Origin of the sequence: Peteryoungia algae, assembly GCF_030369675.1 — a bacterium.
Taxonomy (GTDB): domain Bacteria; phylum Pseudomonadota; class Alphaproteobacteria; order Rhizobiales; family Rhizobiaceae; genus Allorhizobium; species Allorhizobium algae.
In genome coordinates this window covers 1,380,422-1,401,823 of the sequence record NZ_CP128477.1, presented here as the reverse complement: position 1 = coordinate 1,401,823, position 21,402 = coordinate 1,380,422, and the positions used below count along the sequence as shown (strand labels likewise).

Sequence of the window (21,402 nt, the reverse complement as noted above, 5' to 3'; positions counted from 1 at the left end):
CGCCGAGGTTCTGCGTGATGGACAGAATCAAAATTCTCGCCGACTCGGTGCTCATTAAAGGTTGTAATATCTTCCCTAAACGCCCGCCTGGCTGAGGCTCCGGTCTAGGACACTCGGATCGTTGATCTTATCTTTGCTGCAGAAGAACATACGGGGATATATCCACACTCGTCGCGCCATAGCCCGAAGGGACCTCGCAAGTCTCATCGGCTATTATCAATTCGCTCTTTACATCTCCCGCCTGCGCGATGCTGATTTTGTAAAGTCGCTGCATGGATGTGTGTAGAGCCCTATCCTGCCATGCCGCTTTACAGGCACTGATGCTAGGCTTGCAGTCAACCTTCTCCATGCAAACGGCATTTTTGATTGCAGTGACTTGCTCAATCGTGCGCGCGTTGTCGCCAAGTTTGCTAAAATTGACACTGACGACAACCATCGCAATGAACAAGGCGACGAGGGATCCCGACCAAACTATCCGCGATACGCGATCCGTAATTCTCGACAGGGCGTCCATGACAACAGGTGCTGCCAGAATGCAGAATCCGGATGCAAAAAATGCAAGCGATGGGGTGAGGTAGAAATTCGAAACCCGGGGGCTTAGCTCAAGCGGAAGAGAGGCAGACAGGCCCACGATGATGAGGAACGAGGCTCGTTGCAACCGCTGGCGCCGCAGCGCATCACCGCTATACCCAAGCTTGAATCGTCACATCGCAAGTGCCGCCAATGTGACAATGGCAAACGAATATCCATTGGCGATGAGAAGCTTGCGTATGACATTCCAACTGCCGCCACCGTTGTGGCCGCGTTCTCCGTTTAAACTCGAAAACAACAGTATTTCTAGGTAACGGTTCACAGCTTCACGCGACGCATCGAAAGAATACAGAGTGAGCATAAACAATGAGATAACGCTCAGAATCACAAGGCTGTCGATCACCATAGTCAAGAAATTTGGCCGTCTAACTACGAGCCAATAAATGGCGGGGGCTGCCAATGGAAACAATCCGACAGGACCCTTGGTCAACAAAGATAGGCTTACAGCTAAACCTACCCCTATCATCATCGCGAGGCGTCCAGCGATCGACATGGGTGAGGGGCGCTCATAGGCGACAAGCAGGAGCAAGACGGCAGCTAGCGAGAAAACGGTGACCAGGTTCTCAAGCATGCCGTTAACAAAGGTCCAGTTCACGCGGCCTGAGATAAGCGTTAGCAGAAGTGCGAAAGGGAAAGCCCGTTGCATCGAGAGATCGTCTCGATTGAGGCGCATCCAAACGTGAAACAACAGGATGGCCGATAGCACGTAGGTGATCAGCAAAAAGCCTTTCTCGACCGCGATGGTGTCGCCGAAAACGCCGAATCCGATGGCCTGTAGCCAAATCATCAGTGGCGGATGTTCTGCAAAGACGGGAAACAGGGTCTCGGAGAAATGGGGCGCCCACATGGATCCTCTGCCCTCGGCTAGGTTCCGGGCCAATGCCGCATATATTCCCCCATCGAAGAACATCGACTGCTGGACAAGGGTAGCAAGCACTTCCAGGCATATGGCTGCGCCCAGGAGCATCCAGATAGCGGTCATGACCTTTTGAGACGGCAGTGGGCGGCTTTGTGTTGTCTCAGTCATTTCCAGATGAACCTGTTGGCGATGACAAATTTCCAGACGGTGTTGATCGCGATGCCCGCAAGGGTGGCGATGAAGACGACATGGATCAGGTTTTCATAGGCGAGCGTTGCGGCCGAGACCTTCGCTACGATGCCAACCGCCGAGACCGCCAGGAACTTCAAATAGCCCGAAATCAAACGGGTCACACGCAGACGTCTGTCCTGGAAGGTCAGCAGGTTATTCAGCAGGAAGTTGCTGGTGGCCGCCACCAATGTTGCAATCGTCTGTGCTGTCGCGAATGACGTCGACATTGCTAGTACCGAATAAAGGACTGCAAAATGAACGAAGACACCGGAGCCACCGACGAACAGGAAGGAGATGAGGTTCGCAGGCACAATGCCTTTGGTCATCTTGCTCATCAGGAAAGTCGCAAACTTCCACAGGACGTAGCTGTCCAGTTTCGAACTGCCATGCAGGCGAGTGCCGAAGTCGAAATATACCTCTCCGTGGCGAAGGGTCTTGTCGGAATACAGAATGTCGAGAAGCAACTTGAAGCCAGGGTCGCCGAGCTTGGGTGCTATCTCGAGAAAGCGGTCACGCCGGATGAGAAAGAATCCAGTCAGCGGATCAGAGAGTTTTCGTCCGATGACAAAGCTGCTTAGCGCGTTACCGATCTGCGACAGTCGCCGACGGAGCGGCGAGAGCCCTTCCAAAGCCTGGTCGTCTTCCAGGCGCCGGGCGGCGCTCACGATGTCCAGGTCATCACGATCCATGCGCTCGATCATCTCGATCAGGACAGCCGGATCATGTTGACCATCAGCATCCATTACACAAAGGAAGTCACCCTTGGCGGAGAGCAGGCCCTGGATGCTCGATTTGGCAAGGCCCCGATCGGTAAAACGTACGATCGGGCGGACCCGTGGCTCCGTGACCCCTTATTCGAAAACCTTGCGGGCTGTGCCATCAGCTGAATTGTCATCGACAAAAAGGAGTTCCCAATCGAAGTCCACGAGCGCCGACTTCACTCGCTCGGCGAATGGCACGACGTTTGCAACCTCGTTGTAGGTCGGGGCAACGATGGAGACGCGGTTGGAAGGCACGGAAGGTCCTACTGAAGGTTTGAAGAATGGGATCTGGCTGACGCCAGACGACCTGCTTGGGCCGATAGTGCGCGATATGAGCCGGCGACAGCGGCCGGTAAAAATGTTCGGCAGCAGCTACGCAATATAAATGTCAAGTTCAAGCTATGCCGATCCCCGTTTGGCCCAAATGGCTGCGGTGCCCTTTGTATGTCGTCCCGAAGGCTCGGTAGCACTCGGACGCGTATGCAGCAACAGGCTGTGCTAACCAAGATCGGTCGTCCACCAAGCAAAGCGCTCCTGACTAAAGGGCAGTGGCCATCCTTGGGACTCCCGACGTTTCCGAGACGAGGACAGCTCACTCTTCATTCGCCTCTCTCTAACGCTGTTTTCACCTGGGTGAGAGTGGGTCAGTATCGTGTGCGGTACACCTTCGTGTACACCGTGGTGTAGCGCTACTCTCCCTTCTGATATAAAGACTTAGCTACGTGCCTGAAAACGCTGGTAGCGCTTGGCCACCTGGTGGAGAGTCCCACCGAATGCCGCAATTCTCCGGGGCATGGCATTCTTCAGCCCTGATCGGGCGAGTGGCTCATATAAAGGCCTGGAGCACAACCAGGGTGTCCTATTTTTAATCTATAAGGCGCGGTTAACCTCGAAGTGAACTCGGCATTCCACTTCTCGCCATGCCGCGAGTCGGTTACCTCTGGCCCATGAATATCGGCACCCTTCACGATCCGCAGACGCGGTCTGTATCCGAGCCCGTCCGGCAGCACGGCAGGCTCGTGCGCGTCGTGGTGCCGTTGGCGGTGATGTACAATGGCTTTCTCGCGATCATCAATGCACATGTGATGCCGCTCGGCTTTGCCCATGTCGCGCTTGTCGAGATCACGCTCCTCTTCGTCACATTGCTCTATCTGCTCCATCGCGGTCTTTCGGAGGAGGCGCTGCCGATTGTTGCGCTGGTCGGCTTCTTTGCGCTGGTCATGCTCTATACCTCTGCCGCCAATGGCATGCTGTTCGTGGATTTTTTCCGCAACGTGCTGGTCATCGCGGTCTTCTGCCAGCTCGGCATGACGACCGACGGTCGCAGTCTCGCCTTTGTATTCCGGGTGTGCTGCCTCTTCATCCTCTCGGTCCTGCTGGTCGAGATCTTCTTCACCAGCCTCTATGAGGACCTGTTCTATCCGGCCCTCTATTTCACCAATACGCGTGGTCTCGAGCAGATCGCGTTCGGCGGGGCGAAGATCTTTCAGAACGCGATCAATATTCCCGGGCGGTTCTCGTTCGGGCTCAGCGACCACCGGACTTCGTCCCTGTTTCTCGAACAGGTCTCGCTTGCCAATTTCTCCGGCGTGCTGTGCGTCTATCTCGTCAGCCGCTTCCGCCAAGTCACGCGATTCGACCGCGTGCTGATCCTCGCCACGGTCGCCTTCATCCTGCTGACCAATGATTCGCGCAGCATGCTGGCCTTCTCGCTTATCTGCCTCTTCGGCTATTTCCTGTTTCCGAAGGCCACCAACGGCATCAGGCCTTTGATCATGCCTGCGATCATCATCGCCGGGGCCCTGGTCTACCTGATGCGTCCGGATGCGAGCGGCGACACGTTCGATGGACGGATCGTGCTCACCATGAAGGGCTTCTTCAGCCTCGACTTCATCGAGCTGCTGGCGCTCGATGTGCGCAACGTCGCAAGCTTTGCCGATAGCGGCTATATCTATGTGATCAATGCCAGCACCGTGTTCGGGCTTGTGGCCTTCTGGCTGTTTGTCAGTTTTTATCCGGCAGGGCAGACCGCGGCGCAGAAGCGTTGCGCCTTTGCACTCGGCATTTTCATCTTCCTCAACATGATGATCGGGGGGACGGCGATCTTTTCGATCAAAGTGGCGGCACTTCTCTGGCTGCTTGTGGGCCAGATGCGCATTGCCGAGCCGGAAACCCATTAACCGCATTGCAAGGTCTGCGGGGACAAACTGACGCGTCCCAGGCTATAACCGATCCACGGTCCACGCCTCCGTCCGACGGATTGCCATTCCTCATGTGCGTTCAACTGCAGTATATCAGGGCGATCGCAGCTCTTCTCGTCGTCTATTTCCATGCGATCCTGCAGCTGGAGAACCTCAATCCGGATGCCCCGATCACGGACGGTCTCTTCGGCAAGAGTGGCGTCGATCTCTTTTTCGTTCTCAGCGGTTTCGTCATGTGGATCACGACGTCGGACAAGCCGCAGTCCGTTGCCGACTTCTGGTGGAAGCGTGTCCGCCGTGTGGTGCCCCTCTATTGGGCCGTTACGCTGGCTGCCGCTTTCGTCGCCCTGATCGTTCCGCAAATCCTCAGAACCACCCAGTTCGACGTGCCGCATATTCTTGCCTCGCTTGCTTTCCTGCCGTGGCTTCATCCGGCCGACCCGGCAGGCGAGATGATCGCGCCGCTCATCGTGCCGGGCTGGACGCTGAACTACGAGATGTATTTCTACCTCCTGTTCGGCCTCTGCCTGCTCGTGCCGGTGCGACATCGCATCGTGGCGGTCACAGCGCTGATCGGCAGCGTCTTTCTCGTCGCCAATCTTGTCCCCGAGAGCACGGCTGCCCGCTTCTACGGTGATACGGTGATCTTCGAATTCGTCGCCGGCATGGTCCTGGGCCGCATCTACAAGGCAGGGGTCTCCCTTGCCGCCCCCGTCGTCGCTGTCGGCGTAGCACTCGGCTTTGGCGTGCTCGTCTTTAACGACTATAACGACTTCGATCTGCCGCGCCTGATCACGATCGGCATGCCGGCAGCCCTCATCATCTTTTTCTCCACCGCGATCCGCATCCCGGATCTCAAGGCCTGGCGTTGGCTGAGGCTACTCGGCGATGCCTCCTATTCCATCTACCTCACCCACATCTTCACACTGGCGGGTTCCCGCATGATCTACCCTTGGGTGATCGGCACGCTGCAGAGCGACACGCTCTTCGTCGTGCTGATGATGGCCATGTCCACCGCCGTTGGCCTTGCCAGCTACTTTCTCTTCGAGGTTCCGGTCGGACGCATTCTGTCATCGGGCAACCTGCCGCGTTTCGTTCGGCCGGCAAAGGTCAGAAACGTATGAGATGGGACGCCGACATGCATCTGAGGGCTTTAAATTCGCTGCGCGGTCGCGCTGTTCTGTCAGGCCTGCTGGCGGGGTTTGTTGCAAGCTCTGCCTCTGCCGGGCCCGCCGATCTCTGCTTTCGCGGATTGAATATTTCGGGTGCCGAATATGGCGAGTTCGACGGTGTCGAGGGGGTGAACTTCACTTACCCCTCGGCCTCCACGGTCTCCTACTTCGCCGACAAGGGGTTCGATACCGTCCGTCTGCCCTTCAAGTGGGAACGCCTCCAGCCGCGGCTGGGCGAGGCCTTCGAGCGCACCGAGCTCGAACGTCTGAAGACCAGCGTCGCGGGCTTGAGGGACAAGGGTTTCCTCATCATCCTCGATCCACATAATTTCGGCTATTATTCGGGCAACAACATCGGGTCCGCCGAGGTCTCGCCGCGACAGTTCGCACAATTCTGGATCCGGCTTGCGGCCGAGTTTGCCAATGAGGACGGGATCGGCTTCGGGTTGATGAACGAGCCGCATGATATTCCACCGGCCGTCTGGCTCGATGCGGCAAACCAGGCGATTGCCGGCATTCGTGCCGTCGGTGCGCGCAATCTCATCCTTGTGCCCGGGACCCACTGGAGCGGCGTGGTGACGTGGCCTGAGGATTTCGGCCAGGGATCGAATGCAAAGACGATGCTCGGCATCATCGATCCGATCGACAATTACGCCTTCGAAGTTCACCAGTACATGGACAAGGATCTGTCGGGCACGAACGAGGCTTGCGTCAATGCGGACCTGGCGGTCGACGGGATGGAGAAACTCTCGGATTGGCTGCGCCTCCACGGCAAGCGTGCCTTTCTCGGCGAGTTCGGCGGATCAAAGGATGCCGACTGCCTGGCCGGTCTGACGCGGATGACAGATCACATGGCGAGCCATTCCGACGTCTGGCTCGGCTGGACCTATTGGGCCGGCGGGGACTGGTGGTCGCCCGAGGAGGGCAACAATATCCAGCCGACAGCGGAGGGCGATCGTGCCCAGCTTTCCGTGCTTCTACCGGCTCTCAAACCCGATGCCACAGATCCGGGGTCATGCCTGCGTATTCCGCCCGCTGGATAAGACTTAATTAACCGTAAATACTCATAGTTCAGCAAGAAACGGGCGGCTCGCAAGCCCCCGCTGGACCTCTACATGCATGGGCAAGCCAATCGTGAAAGATCTGACGCGAGGGATGAGCGAATTCGAACCTGGGCGTCGTGAGGCGGACGCACAGCCGACGTCTCCTGCAGGTGGCGGGAATGTCAGCTTGCGCCGTTATCTCGGCACGTCCGTCGACGAGCGCGAGGTGCGTGAGCCGCAGTCCCGCCGGCCGCTCACCATGGATGATATCGAGCAGCGGGCCCGGGAACGATTTGGCTGGGACCTCTCGGGCGGCAATGACGCGCCAGAGACTGTCCGGGGGGATGCACATCGCGACCCGGTAAACGAGCCCGCGCGGGACGAGCGCCCGGCAGTGGTGCAGCCGCCGGTGCCCACGTCCGATACGCCGCTGGTGATCGACCTGAAATTCGTCGCGCTCGCTGCCTGGAAGTATCGCAGGGCGGTTCTTGCTGGTGCCATCGTCTGCGCGCTCGCAGGCGGTGCCATGACGACGCTGCTGGCCCAAAAGTACAGCGCGACCGCGACGCTCTATTTCGATCCGCAGAAGCTTGCGGTGGAACTCGTCGAGAACGACAGGGCGACGTCGCCGGAAGTGCTCAATGCGACGATCGACAGCCAGACGCAGATCATCACATCCCGCACAGTCCTGGAGACCATCGCCGGCAATCTGAAGCTCATGTCGGATCCCGAGTTTCTCGATCGCTCCTCGGATAATGCCGCCACTGACATGAACAAGGTGATCACCAACCTGCAGAAGCAAATCCTGGTGTCGCGCCAGGAGGGCACGTTCATCTTTCAGGTGAAGGTGACGACGAGGGAGGCTGAAAAGTCTGCCGCGATCGCCAATTCGCTGGTTGCTGCCTATCTCAAGGACAGCCGCGTCAATGCCGAGGACAGTTTCGGAAGCGTCAATACGAGCCTGGTCAACCAGCTGACGGCGCTCCGCAAGGCGGTGATCACCGCCGAGGCCGAGGTGCGCGCCTTCACTTCACAGAACGATCTCTTCGCCGTGGGTGGTGACCAGATCGCCGACAAGCGTCTGCAGTCGCTCGACGACCTGCTCGTTGCCGCACAACAGAAGATCATCGAGGCCAAGGCGCAGCTCGACACCGTGTCCAGGCTCGACATCAATGATGTTCTCGTCGGTGACGCGGCGGCGTCGAGAACGCTCGGAGATCTCCGCAATCAATATGCGAGCCTTTCGGCCAATGTGAGCAGCCTGACCGAGCGGCTCGGGCCGCGGCATCCACAATTGCAGTCGGCCAAGGCGTCGCTCGGCGATATCGAGCGGCAGATCCGCCTGGAACTCGAGCGCATGGTGGTCGCTTCGCGCAGTGCTTATGAGTCGGCGCAAAAGGAAGAGGCCGACATCCTCAAGGAACTCAATGTCCAGAAGGCATCCCAGACCACCAATTCGACGGCGCTGATCGAACTCAGCGAGCTGGAGCGCAAGGCCAAGGCCGCACGCGACGTCTACGAGGCCGTGCTGAAGCGCAGCGAGGAGACGGCGGCCGAGATGAGCCTCTACTCAAGCAATGTCCGCATTGTCGCCGAAGCCTTCCCGGCGCAAGGGCCCGACGGTCCAGGCCGCAAGGTTCTGCTGATGGCCGGCGCCTTCGGCGGCGGCCTCTTCGGCCTCGGCCTGGGGATCGTTCTGGCTGCTGGATTTGCGCTGTTCCGGTTGATGCCGAGAAAGCAAATGGTGGGCCCGGAGGGACTCGAACCCCCAACCAAGCGGTTATGAGCCGCCGGCTCTAACCATTGAGCTACAGGCCCAGCCCGGCGTGAAGCCGTCGGGCGGGTTATGGTCACCCCGCTCCGGTCACGGGCTCTAACGCAATTTGCGGTATGCGACAAGTCTCTGCCGCAATGGCTTCACAATCACGCGTCATCACAGAGGCTGGAAGGGCATTGTGCCGGCAGAGACGAAATGGTCCGCCGGCACTGAGGGACAAAGGAATATCACATGCTGAAATTCACACGCGGCCTCGTCATTGCAACGACGCTCTCGGGGTCTGTTCTATCGGCCGGCTTCGTTGCGCCGGTGTTTGCCGCCGAAACCGAGCGCCGCGAGGCGACGATCATGGTATCGGGCGAGGGGGAGGCGACGATTGCGCCCGACATGGCGGTCATTTCGCTTTCAGTCGTGCGCGATGCGCAGACGGCTGGCGAGGCACTCACGGCCAACAGCGCCGCCATGGCGGATGTGCTGACCGATCTGAAGGGGCAGGGCATTGCGGACAAGGATCTGCAGACCGCCGATTTCTCGATCCAGCCCAAGTATCGGCAGGAGAACAAGCCTGACGGAACCTATGAGGCGCCTGTGATCGTGGGTTATACCGTGAGCAACGGGCTCACGGTTCGGGTGCGCGATCTCAGCAAGCTCGGCGCGATTATCGATCGCTCGGTCAAGCTCGGCGTCAACCAGGGTGGTGGGATCAGCTTCACCAATGACGATCCGGAGGAGACCGTCGAAGCCGCACGCAAGCTTGCTGTCGAGAAGGCTGCCGCCAAGGCGAAGACGCTCACGGAGGCTGCCGGCGTGAAACTCGGTCGGATCATCGAGATTTCGGAGAATTTCGCCCAGCCGATGCCGCAGATGTATGCGGCGGCCCCAATGGCCAAGCGCATGGACGAATCGCTGCCCATCGCGTCGGGCGAAAACCGCTACACGGTGACCGTCAACATCACCTATGCCATCGAGCAATAAACGCGCCACCGGTCAGTGGAACGAGAGAGGGCCGGTTTCCCGGCCCTTTTTGCATTTTGAGCGCCGCTCGACTGTCAGACCTCAAGCGGATGCTCTGATATCATTTTCGTGAGGCTGCTCTTCGCCGGGAAGAGGGGGATCAGGCAGGCCTGCAGGGCGTGGTAGATGTCGCCCTTGCCGGGGAAGAGGCTATTCGCCGGCTTCCCATCCTCGGTCAGTTCCTCGTGCCAGCCGCCGAATTCCTGGTCGAGGCTGTTGCCCGCGATGTAGTTCCAGATCTTCCGATAGCTCTCCTCGTGGAAATCGCCTTCCTGATGCTGGCCAAGGAAATGCGCGGCAGCAGCACCTTCGCAAAGCGGCCACCAGAGTTTGGCGCGCTTGTCGGGCGCGTTTTCCCAGTCGAGCGTGTAGAAGAAGCCGCCCTTGTCCTTGTCCCAGCCGAGCGCCATGGACTGGAAGAAGAGGCCGCGGGCCGCTTCCGGCATCCAGGCGTGGCGCTCACCACCGAGCACCCAGAGCTGGAGCAGGAGCCTTGCCCATTCCAGCCAATGGCCAGGTGTGGTGCCGGCGGGACGGAACATCTCGTTGGGGTGGTAATAGCTGCGTTCGACGTCCCAGTTCTCGCCGAAATGCTCGGCGACGCGGAAGGCCTCTTCGCGGGCACGGCGATTGATGACCAGGTCGGCAATCCTCTCCGCCCTGGTCAGATAATGCTGCTCCCCGGTCGCCTCGAAGGCGGCCATCAGGCTTTCGGTCAGGTGCATGTTGGAGTTCTGGCCTCGGTAACCGGGGACCGGCTGCCAGTCGGCGGAAAATTCTTCGGCAATGGCGCCGTGCCGGTCTTCCCAGAAACGTTTCTCGATCACCTCGGTGATATCGGCGAGCATGGCGTCTGCCAGCGGATGGCCGACGCATTTGGCCGAGGATGCGGCGAGCAGGACGAAGGCGTGGCCGTAGCCCTGCTTGCTATCATCCACGGCACCAGTGTCGTTGGCCTGCCAGAAATAGCCGCCATTCTTCTGGTCGCGATGGCGCTCCCAGAGATAGCGCATGCCATGGTCGACGATATCGGACGAACCGGGCCGGCCGAGCAGGTGGCCGATGGCGTAGCAATGCACCATGCGGGCGCTTGAATGGATGCCGCGGACGGGATTGTCTGTGGCAAGCGGTTTGCCTTCGCGCGACAGATCGTAGAAGCCGCCCTTCGGATTGATGGCTGCCACTTGAAAAAAGTCAAACAGGTCGTCGGCGCGGGCCAGCAGCCATTTGCGGTGGTAGGGTCGGGCGCTCCAGGGGGGTGAGGGCGCGTACTGTAGTTGATTTTCCGCCATGTTTTCCTCCCTGGCTGCATCATTGCCGCCTGTATAACCCAATCCCGACGCTGCTGTCACCGCTTCACCCTGAGCACGTCTTGATGTCCCGCATATTGACATAAAGATATCTTTATGTGACTTGACGGGTGTCGCATACGCAATAGGAGAGTTCGCACATGCTCGATCAACTGTTCGGCCGCGAGGGCGCAAACCGTGACGGGGCGGAGATCCTGAAGGCGCTGCAGCAGGCAGCGCGCGAGCGCATTCTGATCCTCGACGGTGCCATGGGGACCGAGATCCAGGGGCTCGGACTGACGGAAGACGATTTTCGCGGTGAGCGATTTCTCGGCTGCGCCTGCCACCAGCAGGGCAATAACGACCTGTTGATCCTCACTCAGCCGAATGCGATCGAGGATATCCATTTCCGCTATGCGATGGCGGGGGCCGATATTCTCGAAACCAATACCTTCTCCTCGACCCGCATCGCCCAGGCAGATTACGAGATGGAAGGTGCGGTTTATGACCTCAATCGTCACGGCGCGGAACTCGTTCGCCGGGCGGCCTTCCGTGCCGAGCGCGAAGACGGCAGGCGCCGCTTTGTCGCTGGCGCCATCGGACCGACCAACCGCACGGCCTCAATTTCACCCGACGTCAACAATCCCGGTTATCGCGCCGTCTCCTTTGACGATTTGCGCGCCGCCTATGGCGAGCAGATCGACGGGCTGATCGACGGTGGCGCCGATCTCATCCTGATCGAGACGATCTTCGACACGCTGAACGCCAAGGCCGCGATCTTTGCCTGCGAGGAGCGCTTTCTCGCCAAGGGCATACGCTTGCCGCTGATAATATCAGGCACGATCACCGATCTCTCCGGCCGCACGCTGTCGGGCCAGACGCCGACGGCCTTCTGGAATTCGGTGCGCCATGCCAAGCCCTTCGCGGTCGGGCTCAACTGTGCGCTCGGTGCAGACGCCATGCGGCCGCATCTGCAGGAATTGTCCGGCGTCGCCGACACATTCATCTCGGCTTACCCGAATGCCGGTCTGCCGAACGAGTTCGGCCAGTATGACCAGAGCCCGGAGGAAATGGCGGATCTTGTGTCCGGCTTTGCCGAAGAGGGCATTGTCAATGTGGTCGGCGGCTGCTGCGGCTCGACGCCCGCGCATATCGCCGCCATTGCCGAGGCGGTGAAGGGCAGAGCGCCGCGGCTGCCTGCCGAGCATCGGCCCTTCATGTCGCTCTCCGGCCTTGAGCCTTTCGAGCTCACCAAGGACATTCCCTTCGTCAATGTCGGCGAGCGGACCAATGTCACGGGCTCGGCCAAGTTCCGCAAGCTGATCACCGCCGGCGATTTTGCAGCCGCTCTGGTGGTCGCGCGCGAACAGGTGGAGAACGGCGCCCAGATCATCGACATCAACATGGACGAAGGCTTGATCGATTCCGAAAGGGCGATGGTCGAGTTCCTCAATCTGATTGCGGCCGAGCCGGATATCGCCCGCGTGCCCGTGATGATCGATTCGTCAAAGTTCCCGATCATCGAGGCGGGGCTGAAATGCGTGCAGGGCAAGGCGGTGGTGAATTCCATCTCGCTCAAGGAAGGCGAGGAGAACTTCGTCGCGCAGGCCAAGCTGATCCGCAATTACGGAGCGGCTGTCGTCGTCATGGCCTTTGACGAGAAGGGGCAGGCGGATACCTATGAACGCAAGGTCGAGATCTGCCGCCGCGCCTACAAGATCCTCACGGAAGAGGCGGGCTTTGCGCCTGAAGACATCATTTTCGATCCGAATGTCTTTGCGGTCGCGACCGGCATCGAGGAACACGATAATTACGGGGTCGACTTCATCGAGGCAACGCGCACCATAAGGCGCGAAATGCCGCTGGTGCATATCTCGGGCGGCGTGTCGAACCTCTCCTTCTCGTTCCGCGGCAACGAGCCGGTGCGCGAGGCCATGCATGCCGTTTTCCTCTACCACGCCATCCAGGCGGGCATGGACATGGGCATCGTCAATGCCGGCCAGCTGGCGGTCTATGAAAGCATTGATGCCGACCTGCGCGAGGCCTGCGAGGACGTGGTGCTCAACCGCCGCCGCGACGGCACCGAACGTCTGCTAGAGATTGCCGAGCGGTATCGCGGCTCCGGTGAGGCCAGGACCCGCACGCAGGACATGACGTGGCGCGAATGGCCGGTGGAAAAGCGGCTGGAACATGCGCTGGTCAACGGCATTACCGAATTCATCGAAATCGATACGGAAGAGGCACGGCAGAGGGCGGATCGTCCCCTGCATGTGATCGAAGGGCCGCTGATGGCGGGCATGAACGTCGTCGGCGATCTCTTCGGTGCCGGCAAGATGTTCCTGCCGCAGGTGGTGAAATCGGCGCGCGTGATGAAGCAGGCGGTGGCCGTTCTTCTGCCCTACATGGAAGAGGAAAAGCGCCTCAACGGCGGCACCGGCGAGCGGCAGGCGGCCGGCAAGGTGCTGATGGCGACGGTGAAGGGCGATGTGCACGATATCGGCAAGAACATCGTCGGTGTCGTTCTCGCCTGCAACAATTACGAGATCATCGATCTCGGCGTCATGGTGCCGGCAACCAAGATCCTCGAAGTGGCGAAAGCGGAGAATGTCGATGTCATCGGTCTCTCCGGCCTGATTACCCCCTCGCTGGACGAAATGGTTCATGTGGCATCCGAGATGCAGCGGCAGGGTTTCACCGTGCCGCTTCTGATTGGCGGGGCGACGACCAGCCGGGTGCACACGGCGGTGAAAATCCATCCGCAATACAAGGCGGGGCAGGCGATCTATGTCACCGATGCCAGCCGTGCGGTCGGTGTGGTCTCGGCGCTGCTCGCGGAGGATGGCAATGAGACCTATGTGGACGGTATCAAGGGCGAATATGCCAAGGTGGCCGACGCCCATGCGCGGGCGGAAGCCGAGAAGCAGCGGCAACCGCTGGCGTCTGCGCGCGCCAATGCGGTCAAGGTCGACTGGTCGGCCTATACGCCGACGACGCCGAGCTTTACCGGGACCAAGGTGTTCGAGACCTATGATCTGGCGGAACTCGCCCGCTATATCGACTGGACGCCCTTCTTCCAGACCTGGGAGCTGAAGGGGCGCTATCCGGCGATTCTCGAAGACGGAAAGCAGGGCGAGGCGGCGCGGCAGCTCTTTGCCGATGCCCAGGCGATGCTGGAAAAGATCATTGCGGAAAACTGGTTCCGCCCGCGTGCCGTCATCGGCTTCTGGCCGGCCAATGCCGTTGGAGATGATATCCGGCTGTTCAAGGACGAGAACCGCTCGGAGGAGCTCACGACCCTCTTTACACTGCGCCAGCAGATCGCCAAGCGCGAGGGCAGGGCGAATGTGGCGCTCAGTGATTTCGTCGCCCCCTTGGAGACGGGATTGCAGGATCATGTTGGCGGCTTCGTCGTGACTGCAGGCATCGAGGAGGTTGCGATCGCCGAGCGTTTCGAGCGGGCGAACGACGATTATTCCTCGATCCTGGTCAAGGCGCTGGCCGACCGCTTCGCCGAAGCCTTTGCCGAGCGCATGCATGAAAGGGTTCGCCGCGAATTCTGGGGCTATGCGCCGAACGAGGCCTTCACGCCCGAGGAGCTGATTTCGGAGACCTATGCCGGCATCCGGCCGGCACCCGGTTACCCAGCGCAGCCCGACCATACGGAAAAGGTGACGCTGTTTTCGCTCTTGAACGCGACAGAGGCGACCGGCGTTACACTGACGGAGAGTTATGCCATGTGGCCGGGCTCATCCGTCTCGGGTCTCTATATCGGCCATCCCGACAGCTATTATTTCGGTGTCGCCAAGGTCGAGCGCGACCAGGTCGAGGATTATGCCTCCCGCAAGGGCATGGAAGTTCGCGAGGTTGAGCGCTGGCTGGGGCCGGTGTTGAACTATGTGCCGAAGGCGGTTGAGTAGGATACCCGCGCTCTAAACTGCCTCTGAGCCTGCCCCTCTCCCTGCAATCGGGGAGAGGCGACTCTCGACGGTTGTCGGATCGTTCTTCTTCCTGCTTGCGGAAAGACGATCTTGTGGAGAGACGATGCCCCCAAGCGCGAAATGAGGGGCGGTCGCCAAAGCCGCGAGGCAATTTGAGGCGTCACGATGATGGCCTCATCCTCCGCGCGAACTCGTTCACAATCCGATTCCGATTTCGGCGGTAAGTTATTGAGGCAGATTCCTAATTGCCTTCATCGCCCCCGGGCTAGTCGGGAGAATGCCATTTCGTCTCGCGAGCCGTCCCGCCGGACGGCCGTCCGCTCCATGGCCCAAATATTGCGATATCCCTGGATGCTCCAGGCTCCAGCTTGATCCTGCCGGTAGATCGCGATTGGCCCTTACGCTTCCAGCCGCAGCAGGATCGCGGTGGTGTCGTCACTCTGCTTGTAGCGCGGGTACTTCAATCCGTCCGGATCAACTTCACGCTCCAGATGTCGGAGTTCCATGACGAGTGACTTCAGCCCGGCCGTCGCGGCGCGCTGGATCATCGTGGCGGGATCGTAGAGCTTGTAGAGCGCAACAAGGTCTGCCAGGCCGTCGGAGCAGAGGAGGGCGGTCGCGCCGCCGCCATGAACGGGTATGTCGACCATGGCCAAGTGATCGGCTGCTTCTGGAACGACGCCGAAAGTCCAGGTGTTACCATCCGGCGTGTTCTGCAAAGCACGGCCGCGGCGCAAGTCTTCGAGCGTTTCGAGGTCGTCATTGGCGACGCCGGCTGCCCCGATGCCGCCGACGCGCGCAATGTGCTGGGCGGCCCGGTGCTGTTCCCATTCATAGGCGCCTGGGATCGGGATGACGAAATCGGAGCTTCCATCATCATGCAGGATGTAAAGACAGCTGTCGCCGAGGCCGAACCAGCGAATGTCGGTGTCGGTCACCTGCAATGCGCTCAGGCTGCAGAGCGGCCAGGCGTAGCGTGGCTGGTCGCCCGCCGATGCGAGGAAGGTATCGCGCGCCTCCTCCGAGACCTGTCGGAGCACGGTTTTCGGATCGGCGCTGCGGGTAAGTCTTTGTTCGAAGCGGATGGCTGCGAATTCGGCGATCCAGGCAGCGTCCGAGCCGTAACCTTCCATGAACTGACGCTGCCCGAGCCCGGTTGCGCCGTCGATGACAAAAGCGGCGTCACTGTTATAACCGAGCCTGTCTTCGTTCGGACGGCCGGCCTTTCCGGGGTCTGACACGGTGTCGATGATGGAGATTTGCGGCATGGAAACCTCGTACTTGTTCCGTCGGGCCGGAGGTCTCCGGCACGGTTCGTGACTAGCATGGTGGGAGGGTTGCGTCAGCCGCGGGCAGCGCGAAAGCGGTTCATGATTTCAGCGCGCGTGGGATCGGTCATGACGACTGCCAGGCCGAATTCGAGGGGCGTCAGTTTCGCCTCGTCGGGATAGGTGATCCTGTTTGCCAGGATCTCTTTCGGTAGCAGCGCGCGAACGCGACTGTCGGTTGCTGTGCCGCCATGGACGAGATGTTCCCTGGCGGCGATATCCGGATGGAGGAGATGGTTGATCAGGGCATGGGCGGCCGGCTTGTTCTGGGCCGCGACGGGGATCGCGTAGTAGTCGGTCCAGATCTCTCCGCCATCCGATGCGATGGCATAGGCGATCTCAGGGATATCCCGATGCATCTGTGCGGCATCATTGCTCCAGCACATCGTCAGCCACGCTTCACCTGCGCGCATGGCGGGCTGGTAATCGCTGTCGACGGCCAGGAGATGCGGCCTGACCTGCATGAGAAGTTCCTCAGCCTGTGCGAGTTCGGCCGGGTCCAGTGAATTGAAGCCGTATCCGAGGGCCACCAGTGCGCCACCGATTGCCGTCAGCTGGTAGTCATGGACGATCGTCTTGCCCGAAGCTTTTCCCATCGCGCTGTCAAAAAAGCCACGCCAGGTCTCGATGGGGGCGAGGTGTTGCGTGTTGTAGGCGATGCCCGTCGTGCCGGCATTCTTGGGCACGGCGTAGATCGCGCCTGCCTTCACGCCCGGTTTCAGGAAACGATCGGCATGGGCCTTGAGGTCAAAATTGGGCAGGCTTCGCAGGTCGAGAGGGTGCAGCATGTCACGCTGGAAATAGGGCGCGATGGCATATTGGGTCGGCACGATAATGTCCCAGGCGCGGCCGTCTTTCAGAGCCTGCATCGTGCCTTCGTTGGAGCCGATGATCGATACATCGACCTTGACGCCGTAGCGCGCGGTGAAGTCCTCGAAAGTCTGGGGATCATGATAGTTTGGCCAGGTCGCGAGCGAGACCCTTTCGCCCAGTGGTGACCCTTCGGAGGTCGCCACACTGGTACGCTTCGCGCCGCCTATCATGAGGGCCGCAGCACCTAGGCCCGTGACCGCGAGGAAATGCCGACGGCTGACGGAACCACGCTTCAGCCTCATGAACTCTGTCATAAAGCCTTCGGCGTCTGTGTCAGATGATTTTGTCTGCTTGACCATGGCGCCCTCGATCCGTTGCCGGTTTCGTGCGTCCGCATTTCAGCACAAACGGGTTAACACTCTCAAACCCTGAGATGAAACCTGCATGTCAGCCGGACCTCAGATCATCCTGTCGATGACGCTGATGCCGTTTTCCCGGAAACTGTCCATGGTGGCGAGGGCAGGGGCTGCTTCCGTCAGCGTGATGCGCTTTCCGATCAGCCGGTCGGGCGAAAGCTTGCCCGAAAGAATCATGCGCAGCATGGCGTCATAGCGCCAGGACTGCATGCCATGGCTGCCATAGATCTCGAGCTCATGCGCGATGACGCGGGCCATCGGGATCGCAGGTGTTGCATGATCGGCGAGCATCAGGCCGATCTGGACGTGGCGGCCCCGACGGCGCAGGTTGAGGATCGAGTTGCAGCAGGTCTGTGGATGGCCGAGCGCGTCGACGGAGACATGGGCGCCGCCGCCCGTCACCGCACGCACCGCCTCGGACACATCGGTGACCGAGCGGCTGTCGATGGCCACACTCGCGCCGAGCGCCTTGGCGAGCGCCAGCTTGTCCTCGGCGATGTCAATGGCCACAACATTGGCGCCGAGGGCCGCGCCGATCATGATCGCGGATAGGCCGACGCCGCCGCAGCCGTGCACTGCCAACCATTCGCCACCCTCTAGGCGTCCCTGGTCCACCACGGCGCGGAACGATGTGGCGAAGCGGCAGCCAAGGCTTGCGGCCGTCTCGTAGCTGATCTCGTCTGGCAGATGTACGAGGTTCTGGTCGGCATATTCGATGGCGACATACTCGGCAAAGGATCCCCAATGGGTGAAACCGGGCTGGAACTGCTCCTCGCAGACCTGCTGATTGCCGGAGCGGCATTCCAGGCAGTGACCGCAGCCGGATACGAAGGGCACGGTGACGCGGTCGCCGACCTTGAAACGACGCACGTCGCGGCCGACCGCAGCGATGGTGCCGGCCAGTTCATGGCCGGGTACGTGGGGCAGCTTGATGTCCGGATCATGCCCCATCCAGCCATGCCAGTCGCTGCGGCAAAGCCCGGTTGCCTTGACGGAAACGACGACCCCTGAATTTGACGGGGTCGGATCGGGCAGCGTCCGGATCTGCGGTGCTGCTCCGAACTGTTCGTAATACATGGCGCGCACGGGCTTCCTCCAAAGCGATGCATGCCGCCCTTAGGGGGCGGCATGCTGACCATATGACCGATAAAACGGCCTTGCCTCAGTCGGCAAGCACGATCAAGGCCGAAGGATCGATCTTCATGCCGACGGTGTCGCCAATGACCGGCGGCCTGGTGCCGGGATCGTTGAAGGTGTCGAAGGAGAGCGTCTTGCCCTCGACATCGATTCGGGTGCGGATCACGGAGCCGAGGAACTGGCTTGAGGTCACCCGGCCGTGGACCGTCGCGTCATCGGCACCTGCCAGCATGCCGGCTTCCGGACGCATCGCAAGCTGGATCGTCGAACCATTGGCCGCCGGGATCGCCTCTTTGATGGCAAGCGTCCGGTCGCCGACGCGGACGATGCCGGCGAACTGGTCGGTGACGACCGCATCCAGCACGTTGAGCGTGCCGACAAAGGAGGCGACGAAGCGGGTGGTCGGGCGGTTGTAGATCTCGAAAGGAGTGCCGATCTGATCGGCCTTGCCGGCATTCATGACGACGATCCGGTCGGAGATCGACAGCGCCTCTTCCTGGTCATGGGTGACGAAAACAGTGGTAATGCCGAGCTGCTGCTGGATCTGGCGGATTTCCTCGCGCAGCGAGACGCGGATCTTCGCGTCGAGCGCCGAGAGCGGTTCGTCGAGCAGCAGGACCTGGGGTTTCGGCGCGAGTGCACGGGCGAGTGCAACGCGTTGCTGCTGACCGCCCGAAAGCTGATAGGGGTAGCGATCTGCAAGTTGATCGAGATGGATCAGCGACAGCATTTCCTTGACGCGCTTCTCGATGTCCGCCTTGGGCTGTCCGGCGATCTTCAGGCCGAAAGCCACGTTATCGAAGACGTTCATGTTGGGAAACAGAGCATAGGCCTGGAAAACCATGCCGATGTTGCGCTGGTTCGGCTTGAGGCTTGTCTGGTCCTTGCCATCGATGACAATGGCGCCGGCCGACGGGGTCTCGAAGCCGGCCACCATGCGCAGCACCGTGGTCTTGCCGCAACCGGACGGGCCGAGGAAGGAGATGAATTCTCCCTGGTCGATCGCCATGTTGAAGTCGTGCACGACCTGGGTGGCGCCGAAGGATTTCTTGAGATGGGAGAGTGTCAGGAAGGTCATGAAAAGAATTCCTCAAGCCTGGCGCGGGGCTGTTTTCTGGAGGCGGGAAACCAACTGCATCAGGCCGAGGCACGCCCAGGTGATGCCAAAGGCGATCACGGCAAGGGCCGCCGGCTCATAGGCGCGGTTGGCGCCGAGCAGTTGCATGTAGGGACCGAAGGCCGGCTTGTTCAAAAGGGCGGCCATGGTGAACTCGCCCATAACGATGGCGAAGGTCACAAAGGCACCCGACATGACGGCGACCGACACGTTCGGGAGAATGATCCGGCCGATGATCGTGGCCCAGCCGGCGCCGAGACTTTGTGCGGCTTCCGTCAGCGTCGTCACGTCGATCGTTCTCAAGCCCGTGTCGACCGCGCGGTACATGTAGGGCAGGCCAAGTGTCGCGTAGCCGAACATCAGAAGCATGTTTGTGCCGGCAGATGAGCCCGTCAGCGGCAGCCAGCTCGACGTATTGTAAAGGCGGATATAGCCGAACACGACGACGATGGCGGGAATGACGAGCGGGAGCAGGGTGAGGAATTCGATGTAGGGGCGAAGGCCCGGCAATTTGAGGCGCACCCAATAGGCCGTCGGCACGATCAGGAATACCCCGAAGATGATGGTCGCGAGCGCCATGGTCACGGAATAGCTAAAGGTTTCCTGAAAGCGCGGATCTGCGAGCACTTTGGCATAGGCGTCGAAGGAATACTCGCCGCGGCGCATCTTGAGCGAAAAGTTCGTCATGCCGATCAGCGGCAGGATGAAGTAGAGAAGACCGAAGGCCAGCGCGGCCCAAGCCCAGAAACGTTTCATTTCATCCACCTTTCGCTGCGGGCGCGCATCCAGATGTAAAGACCATTGGCAAATCCGGTCACGACGATCATGCCGAAGGCGAGCGCGTAGCCCAGATGGGGATCACCGAGCACGTCGCCGCGGATCTGGGCGAAAAGCAGGATCGGCACGATATTGAGCGAAGAGCCGGTGAGGGCGATCGCGGTTGCGACAGCGCCGAATGCATTTGCGAAAAGCAGTGCCATTGTGCCGAGGATCGAGGGGAGCAGGATCGGGAAGGCGACGAGGCGCCAGTACTGCGTGTTGGTCGCCCCGAGGATGGAGGCTGCCTCGCGCCATTCACGCTTCAGGCCGTCGAGTGCCGGTGTGATGATCAGCACCATCAGCGGGATCTGGAAGAAGAGATAGGTGATCGTCAGCCCCCAGAAGGAGAGGAGGTTGAAGCCGAGGAGGCGCAGGTCGATGCCGAGCTGCGTCTTGAGCAAGACCGTCAGCATGCCGACCGGGCCAAGAGTGGCAAGGAATGCAAAGGCGAGGGGAACGCCGGCAAAGTTGGAGGCAACACCGGAAAAGGTCAGGAGCGGTCCACGGATCCATCGCGGCAAGCCGCCGAGAACGACGGCCGTTGCGACGCCAAAGCCGATCAGGCAGCCCAGAAGCGCCGATGCAAGGCTGATCTTGATGGAGATCCAGTAGGCCGCGATGATCGAAGGCGTGAAGAGCCCGGCGATATTGGCCAGGGTGAACGAACCATCCGGACGCTGAAAGGCGCCGATGACGATCTTCATGGTCGGCATGATCAGGAAGAGAATTATGAAGGCGGCAAAGGGCAGGACTCCCAGCCAGTGGAGAGGTAATTTCATTCTTGGCCGCAGTTGCGGGCCAGGGCTCACATTCTCAATCGACATTCCGTCTGCCCCTCTGTCCGTGTCGGCACGGATCTTCTTAAAACGAAGGTGCCGCCCCGACCTTGCAAAAGG

General features: G+C 60.3%; 16 protein-coding genes, 1 tRNA gene and 2 pseudogenes. 6 read left to right on the top strand and 13 right to left on the bottom strand.

Features of this window, described 5'->3' with window-relative positions; translation table 11 throughout:
• Positions 1 to 703 precede the first annotated feature (703 nt).
• Both QTL56_RS06945 and QTL56_RS20945 read right to left on the bottom strand, forming a co-directional pair.
• Positions 704 to 1,618 (bottom strand): ArnT family glycosyltransferase, encoded by a 915-nt coding sequence (locus tag QTL56_RS06945; protein ID WP_245136516.1) that lies wholly within the window; start codon positions 1,616 to 1,618, stop codon positions 704 to 706.
• Positions 1,615 to 2,622 (bottom strand): annotated as a pseudogene (locus tag QTL56_RS20945) (glycosyltransferase). The gene QTL56_RS06945 and the pseudogene QTL56_RS20945 overlap by 4 nt, the downstream one beginning before the upstream one ends.
• A 767-nt stretch (positions 2,623 to 3,389) precedes the next feature.
• On the opposite strand from QTL56_RS20945, the gene QTL56_RS06930 reads away from it, so the two are divergent.
• The 4 genes and pseudogenes from QTL56_RS06930 to QTL56_RS20880 all read left to right on the top strand — a co-directional run.
• The gene (locus QTL56_RS06930) at positions 3,390 to 4,622 is read left to right on the top strand and encodes a hypothetical protein (protein ID WP_245136517.1); all 1,233 of its coding nucleotides are present in this window, start codon (positions 3,390 to 3,392) and stop codon (positions 4,620 to 4,622) included.
• 92 nt (positions 4,623 to 4,714) lie between these two features.
• Positions 4,715 to 5,767: an acyltransferase family protein gene (locus QTL56_RS06925; protein ID WP_245136518.1), complete on the top strand. Its 1,053-nt coding sequence runs from the start codon at positions 4,715 to 4,717 to the stop codon at positions 5,765 to 5,767.
• A gap of 14 nt (positions 5,768 to 5,781) precedes the next feature.
• Positions 5,782 to 6,858, top strand: coding sequence for a glycoside hydrolase family 5 protein (locus QTL56_RS06920; RefSeq protein WP_245136519.1), 1,077 nt, complete (start codon positions 5,782 to 5,784; stop codon positions 6,856 to 6,858).
• Positions 6,859 to 6,934: 76 nt separating this feature from the next.
• Positions 6,935 to 7,498 (top strand): annotated as a pseudogene (locus QTL56_RS20880) (hypothetical protein); the annotation flags it as partial.
• Here QTL56_RS20880 and QTL56_RS06915 read toward each other — a convergent pair.
• The 4 genes from QTL56_RS06915 to QTL56_RS06900 all read right to left on the bottom strand — a co-directional run bounded on the left by QTL56_RS06915 (position 7,429) and on the right by QTL56_RS06900 (position 8,676).
• Positions 7,429 to 7,578, bottom strand: a complete 150-nt coding sequence (locus QTL56_RS06915) for a hypothetical protein (RefSeq protein WP_245136520.1) — start codon at positions 7,576 to 7,578, stop codon at positions 7,429 to 7,431. The pseudogene QTL56_RS20880 and the gene QTL56_RS06915 sit on opposite strands and share 70 nt — an antisense overlap.
• Positions 7,579 to 7,888: 310 nt before the next feature.
• Positions 7,889 to 8,254, bottom strand: a complete 366-nt coding sequence (locus QTL56_RS06910; RefSeq protein WP_245136521.1) for a hypothetical protein — start codon at positions 8,252 to 8,254, stop codon at positions 7,889 to 7,891.
• A 174-nt stretch (positions 8,255 to 8,428) separates the two neighbouring features.
• Positions 8,429 to 8,599, bottom strand: a complete 171-nt coding sequence (locus QTL56_RS06905; RefSeq protein ID WP_245136522.1) for a hypothetical protein — start codon at positions 8,597 to 8,599, stop codon at positions 8,429 to 8,431.
• A 1-nt stretch (position 8,600) separates the two neighbouring features.
• Positions 8,601 to 8,676, bottom strand: a tRNA-Ile gene (locus tag QTL56_RS06900).
• A gap of 190 nt (positions 8,677 to 8,866) precedes the next feature.
• On the opposite strand from QTL56_RS06900, the gene QTL56_RS06895 reads away from it, so the two are divergent.
• Positions 8,867 to 9,610 carry an SIMPL domain-containing protein gene (locus QTL56_RS06895; protein ID WP_245136523.1) on the top strand — a complete coding sequence of 248 codons (744 nt, stop codon included), beginning with the start codon at positions 8,867 to 8,869 and terminating at the stop codon, positions 9,608 to 9,610.
• A gap of 74 nt (positions 9,611 to 9,684) precedes the next feature.
• Here the strand turns inward: QTL56_RS06895 and QTL56_RS06890 are convergent, their stop codons facing one another.
• On the bottom strand, positions 9,685 to 10,941 hold the full coding sequence (locus QTL56_RS06890) for an AGE family epimerase/isomerase (RefSeq protein WP_245136524.1): 1,257 nt from the start codon (positions 10,939 to 10,941) through the stop codon (positions 9,685 to 9,687).
• 158 nt (positions 10,942 to 11,099) lie between these two features.
• Between QTL56_RS06890 and metH the strand changes: the two genes are divergently transcribed.
• Positions 11,100 to 14,855, top strand: coding sequence for a methionine synthase (gene metH, locus QTL56_RS06885; RefSeq protein ID WP_245136525.1), 3,756 nt, complete (start codon positions 11,100 to 11,102; stop codon positions 14,853 to 14,855).
• Between the two features lie 419 nt (positions 14,856 to 15,274).
• Here the strand turns inward: metH and QTL56_RS06880 are convergent, their stop codons facing one another.
• The 6 genes from QTL56_RS06880 to QTL56_RS06855 all read right to left on the bottom strand — a co-directional run bounded on the left by QTL56_RS06880 (position 15,275) and on the right by QTL56_RS06855 (position 21,330).
• Positions 15,275 to 16,144, bottom strand: coding sequence for a PP2C family serine/threonine-protein phosphatase (locus QTL56_RS06880; protein ID WP_245136526.1), 870 nt, complete (start codon positions 16,142 to 16,144; stop codon positions 15,275 to 15,277).
• Positions 16,145 to 16,218: 74 nt separating this feature from the next.
• Complete coding sequence (locus QTL56_RS06875) at positions 16,219 to 17,331, bottom strand: ABC transporter substrate-binding protein (protein WP_370660332.1); 1,113 nt, start codon at positions 17,329 to 17,331, stop codon at positions 16,219 to 16,221.
• Positions 17,332 to 17,475: 144 nt separating this feature from the next.
• A complete protein-coding gene (locus QTL56_RS06870) occupies positions 17,476 to 18,519 on the bottom strand; it encodes a zinc-dependent alcohol dehydrogenase family protein (RefSeq protein ID WP_245136528.1) in 1,044 nt (347 codons plus the stop codon).
• A gap of 76 nt (positions 18,520 to 18,595) precedes the next feature.
• Entirely contained in the window at positions 18,596 to 19,648 is a 1,053-nt protein-coding gene (locus QTL56_RS06865; protein WP_245136529.1) for an ABC transporter ATP-binding protein, read from the bottom strand.
• Between the two features lie 12 nt (positions 19,649 to 19,660).
• Positions 19,661 to 20,443: an ABC transporter permease gene (locus QTL56_RS06860; protein ID WP_229576866.1), complete on the bottom strand. Its 783-nt coding sequence runs from the start codon at positions 20,441 to 20,443 to the stop codon at positions 19,661 to 19,663.
• Positions 20,440 to 21,330, bottom strand: a complete 891-nt coding sequence (locus tag QTL56_RS06855) for an ABC transporter permease (RefSeq protein ID WP_229576865.1) — start codon at positions 21,328 to 21,330, stop codon at positions 20,440 to 20,442. The genes QTL56_RS06860 and QTL56_RS06855 overlap by 4 nt, the downstream gene beginning before the upstream one ends.
• Between the last annotated feature and the right edge of the window lie 72 nt (positions 21,331 to 21,402).

Bases quoted from the DNA above. Each gene is read 5' to 3' on its own strand.
- QTL56_RS06925 (WP_245136518.1), top strand. From the start codon at position 4,715: ATGTGCGTTCAACTGCAGTATATCAGGGCGATCGCAGCTCTTCTCGTC.
- QTL56_RS06915 (WP_245136520.1), bottom strand. From the start codon at position 7,578: ATGAGCTTCAGATTGCCGGCGATGGTCTCCAGGACTGTGCGGGATGTG.
- QTL56_RS06945 (WP_245136516.1), bottom strand. From the start codon at position 1,618: ATGACTGAGACAACACAAAGCCGCCCACTGCCGTCTCAAAAGGTCATG.
- QTL56_RS06920 (WP_245136519.1), top strand. From the start codon at position 5,782: ATGCATCTGAGGGCTTTAAATTCGCTGCGCGGTCGCGCTGTTCTGTCA.
- QTL56_RS06895 (WP_245136523.1), top strand. From the start codon at position 8,867: ATGCTGAAATTCACACGCGGCCTCGTCATTGCAACGACGCTCTCGGGG.
- QTL56_RS06875 (WP_370660332.1), bottom strand. From the start codon at position 17,331: ATGACAGAGTTCATGAGGCTGAAGCGTGGTTCCGTCAGCCGTCGGCAT.
- QTL56_RS06890 (WP_245136524.1), bottom strand. From the start codon at position 10,941: ATGGCGGAAAATCAACTACAGTACGCGCCCTCACCCCCCTGGAGCGCC.
- QTL56_RS06855 (WP_229576865.1), bottom strand. From the start codon at position 21,330: ATGTCGATTGAGAATGTGAGCCCTGGCCCGCAACTGCGGCCAAGAATG.
- QTL56_RS06880 (WP_245136526.1), bottom strand. From the start codon at position 16,144: ATGCCGCAAATCTCCATCATCGACACCGTGTCAGACCCCGGAAAGGCC.
- QTL56_RS06865 (WP_245136529.1), bottom strand. From the start codon at position 19,648: ATGACCTTCCTGACACTCTCCCATCTCAAGAAATCCTTCGGCGCCACC.
- QTL56_RS06860 (WP_229576866.1), bottom strand. From the start codon at position 20,443: ATGAAACGTTTCTGGGCTTGGGCCGCGCTGGCCTTCGGTCTTCTCTAC.
- QTL56_RS06930 (WP_245136517.1), top strand. From the start codon at position 3,390: ATGAATATCGGCACCCTTCACGATCCGCAGACGCGGTCTGTATCCGAG.
- metH (WP_245136525.1), top strand. From the start codon at position 11,100: ATGCTCGATCAACTGTTCGGCCGCGAGGGCGCAAACCGTGACGGGGCG.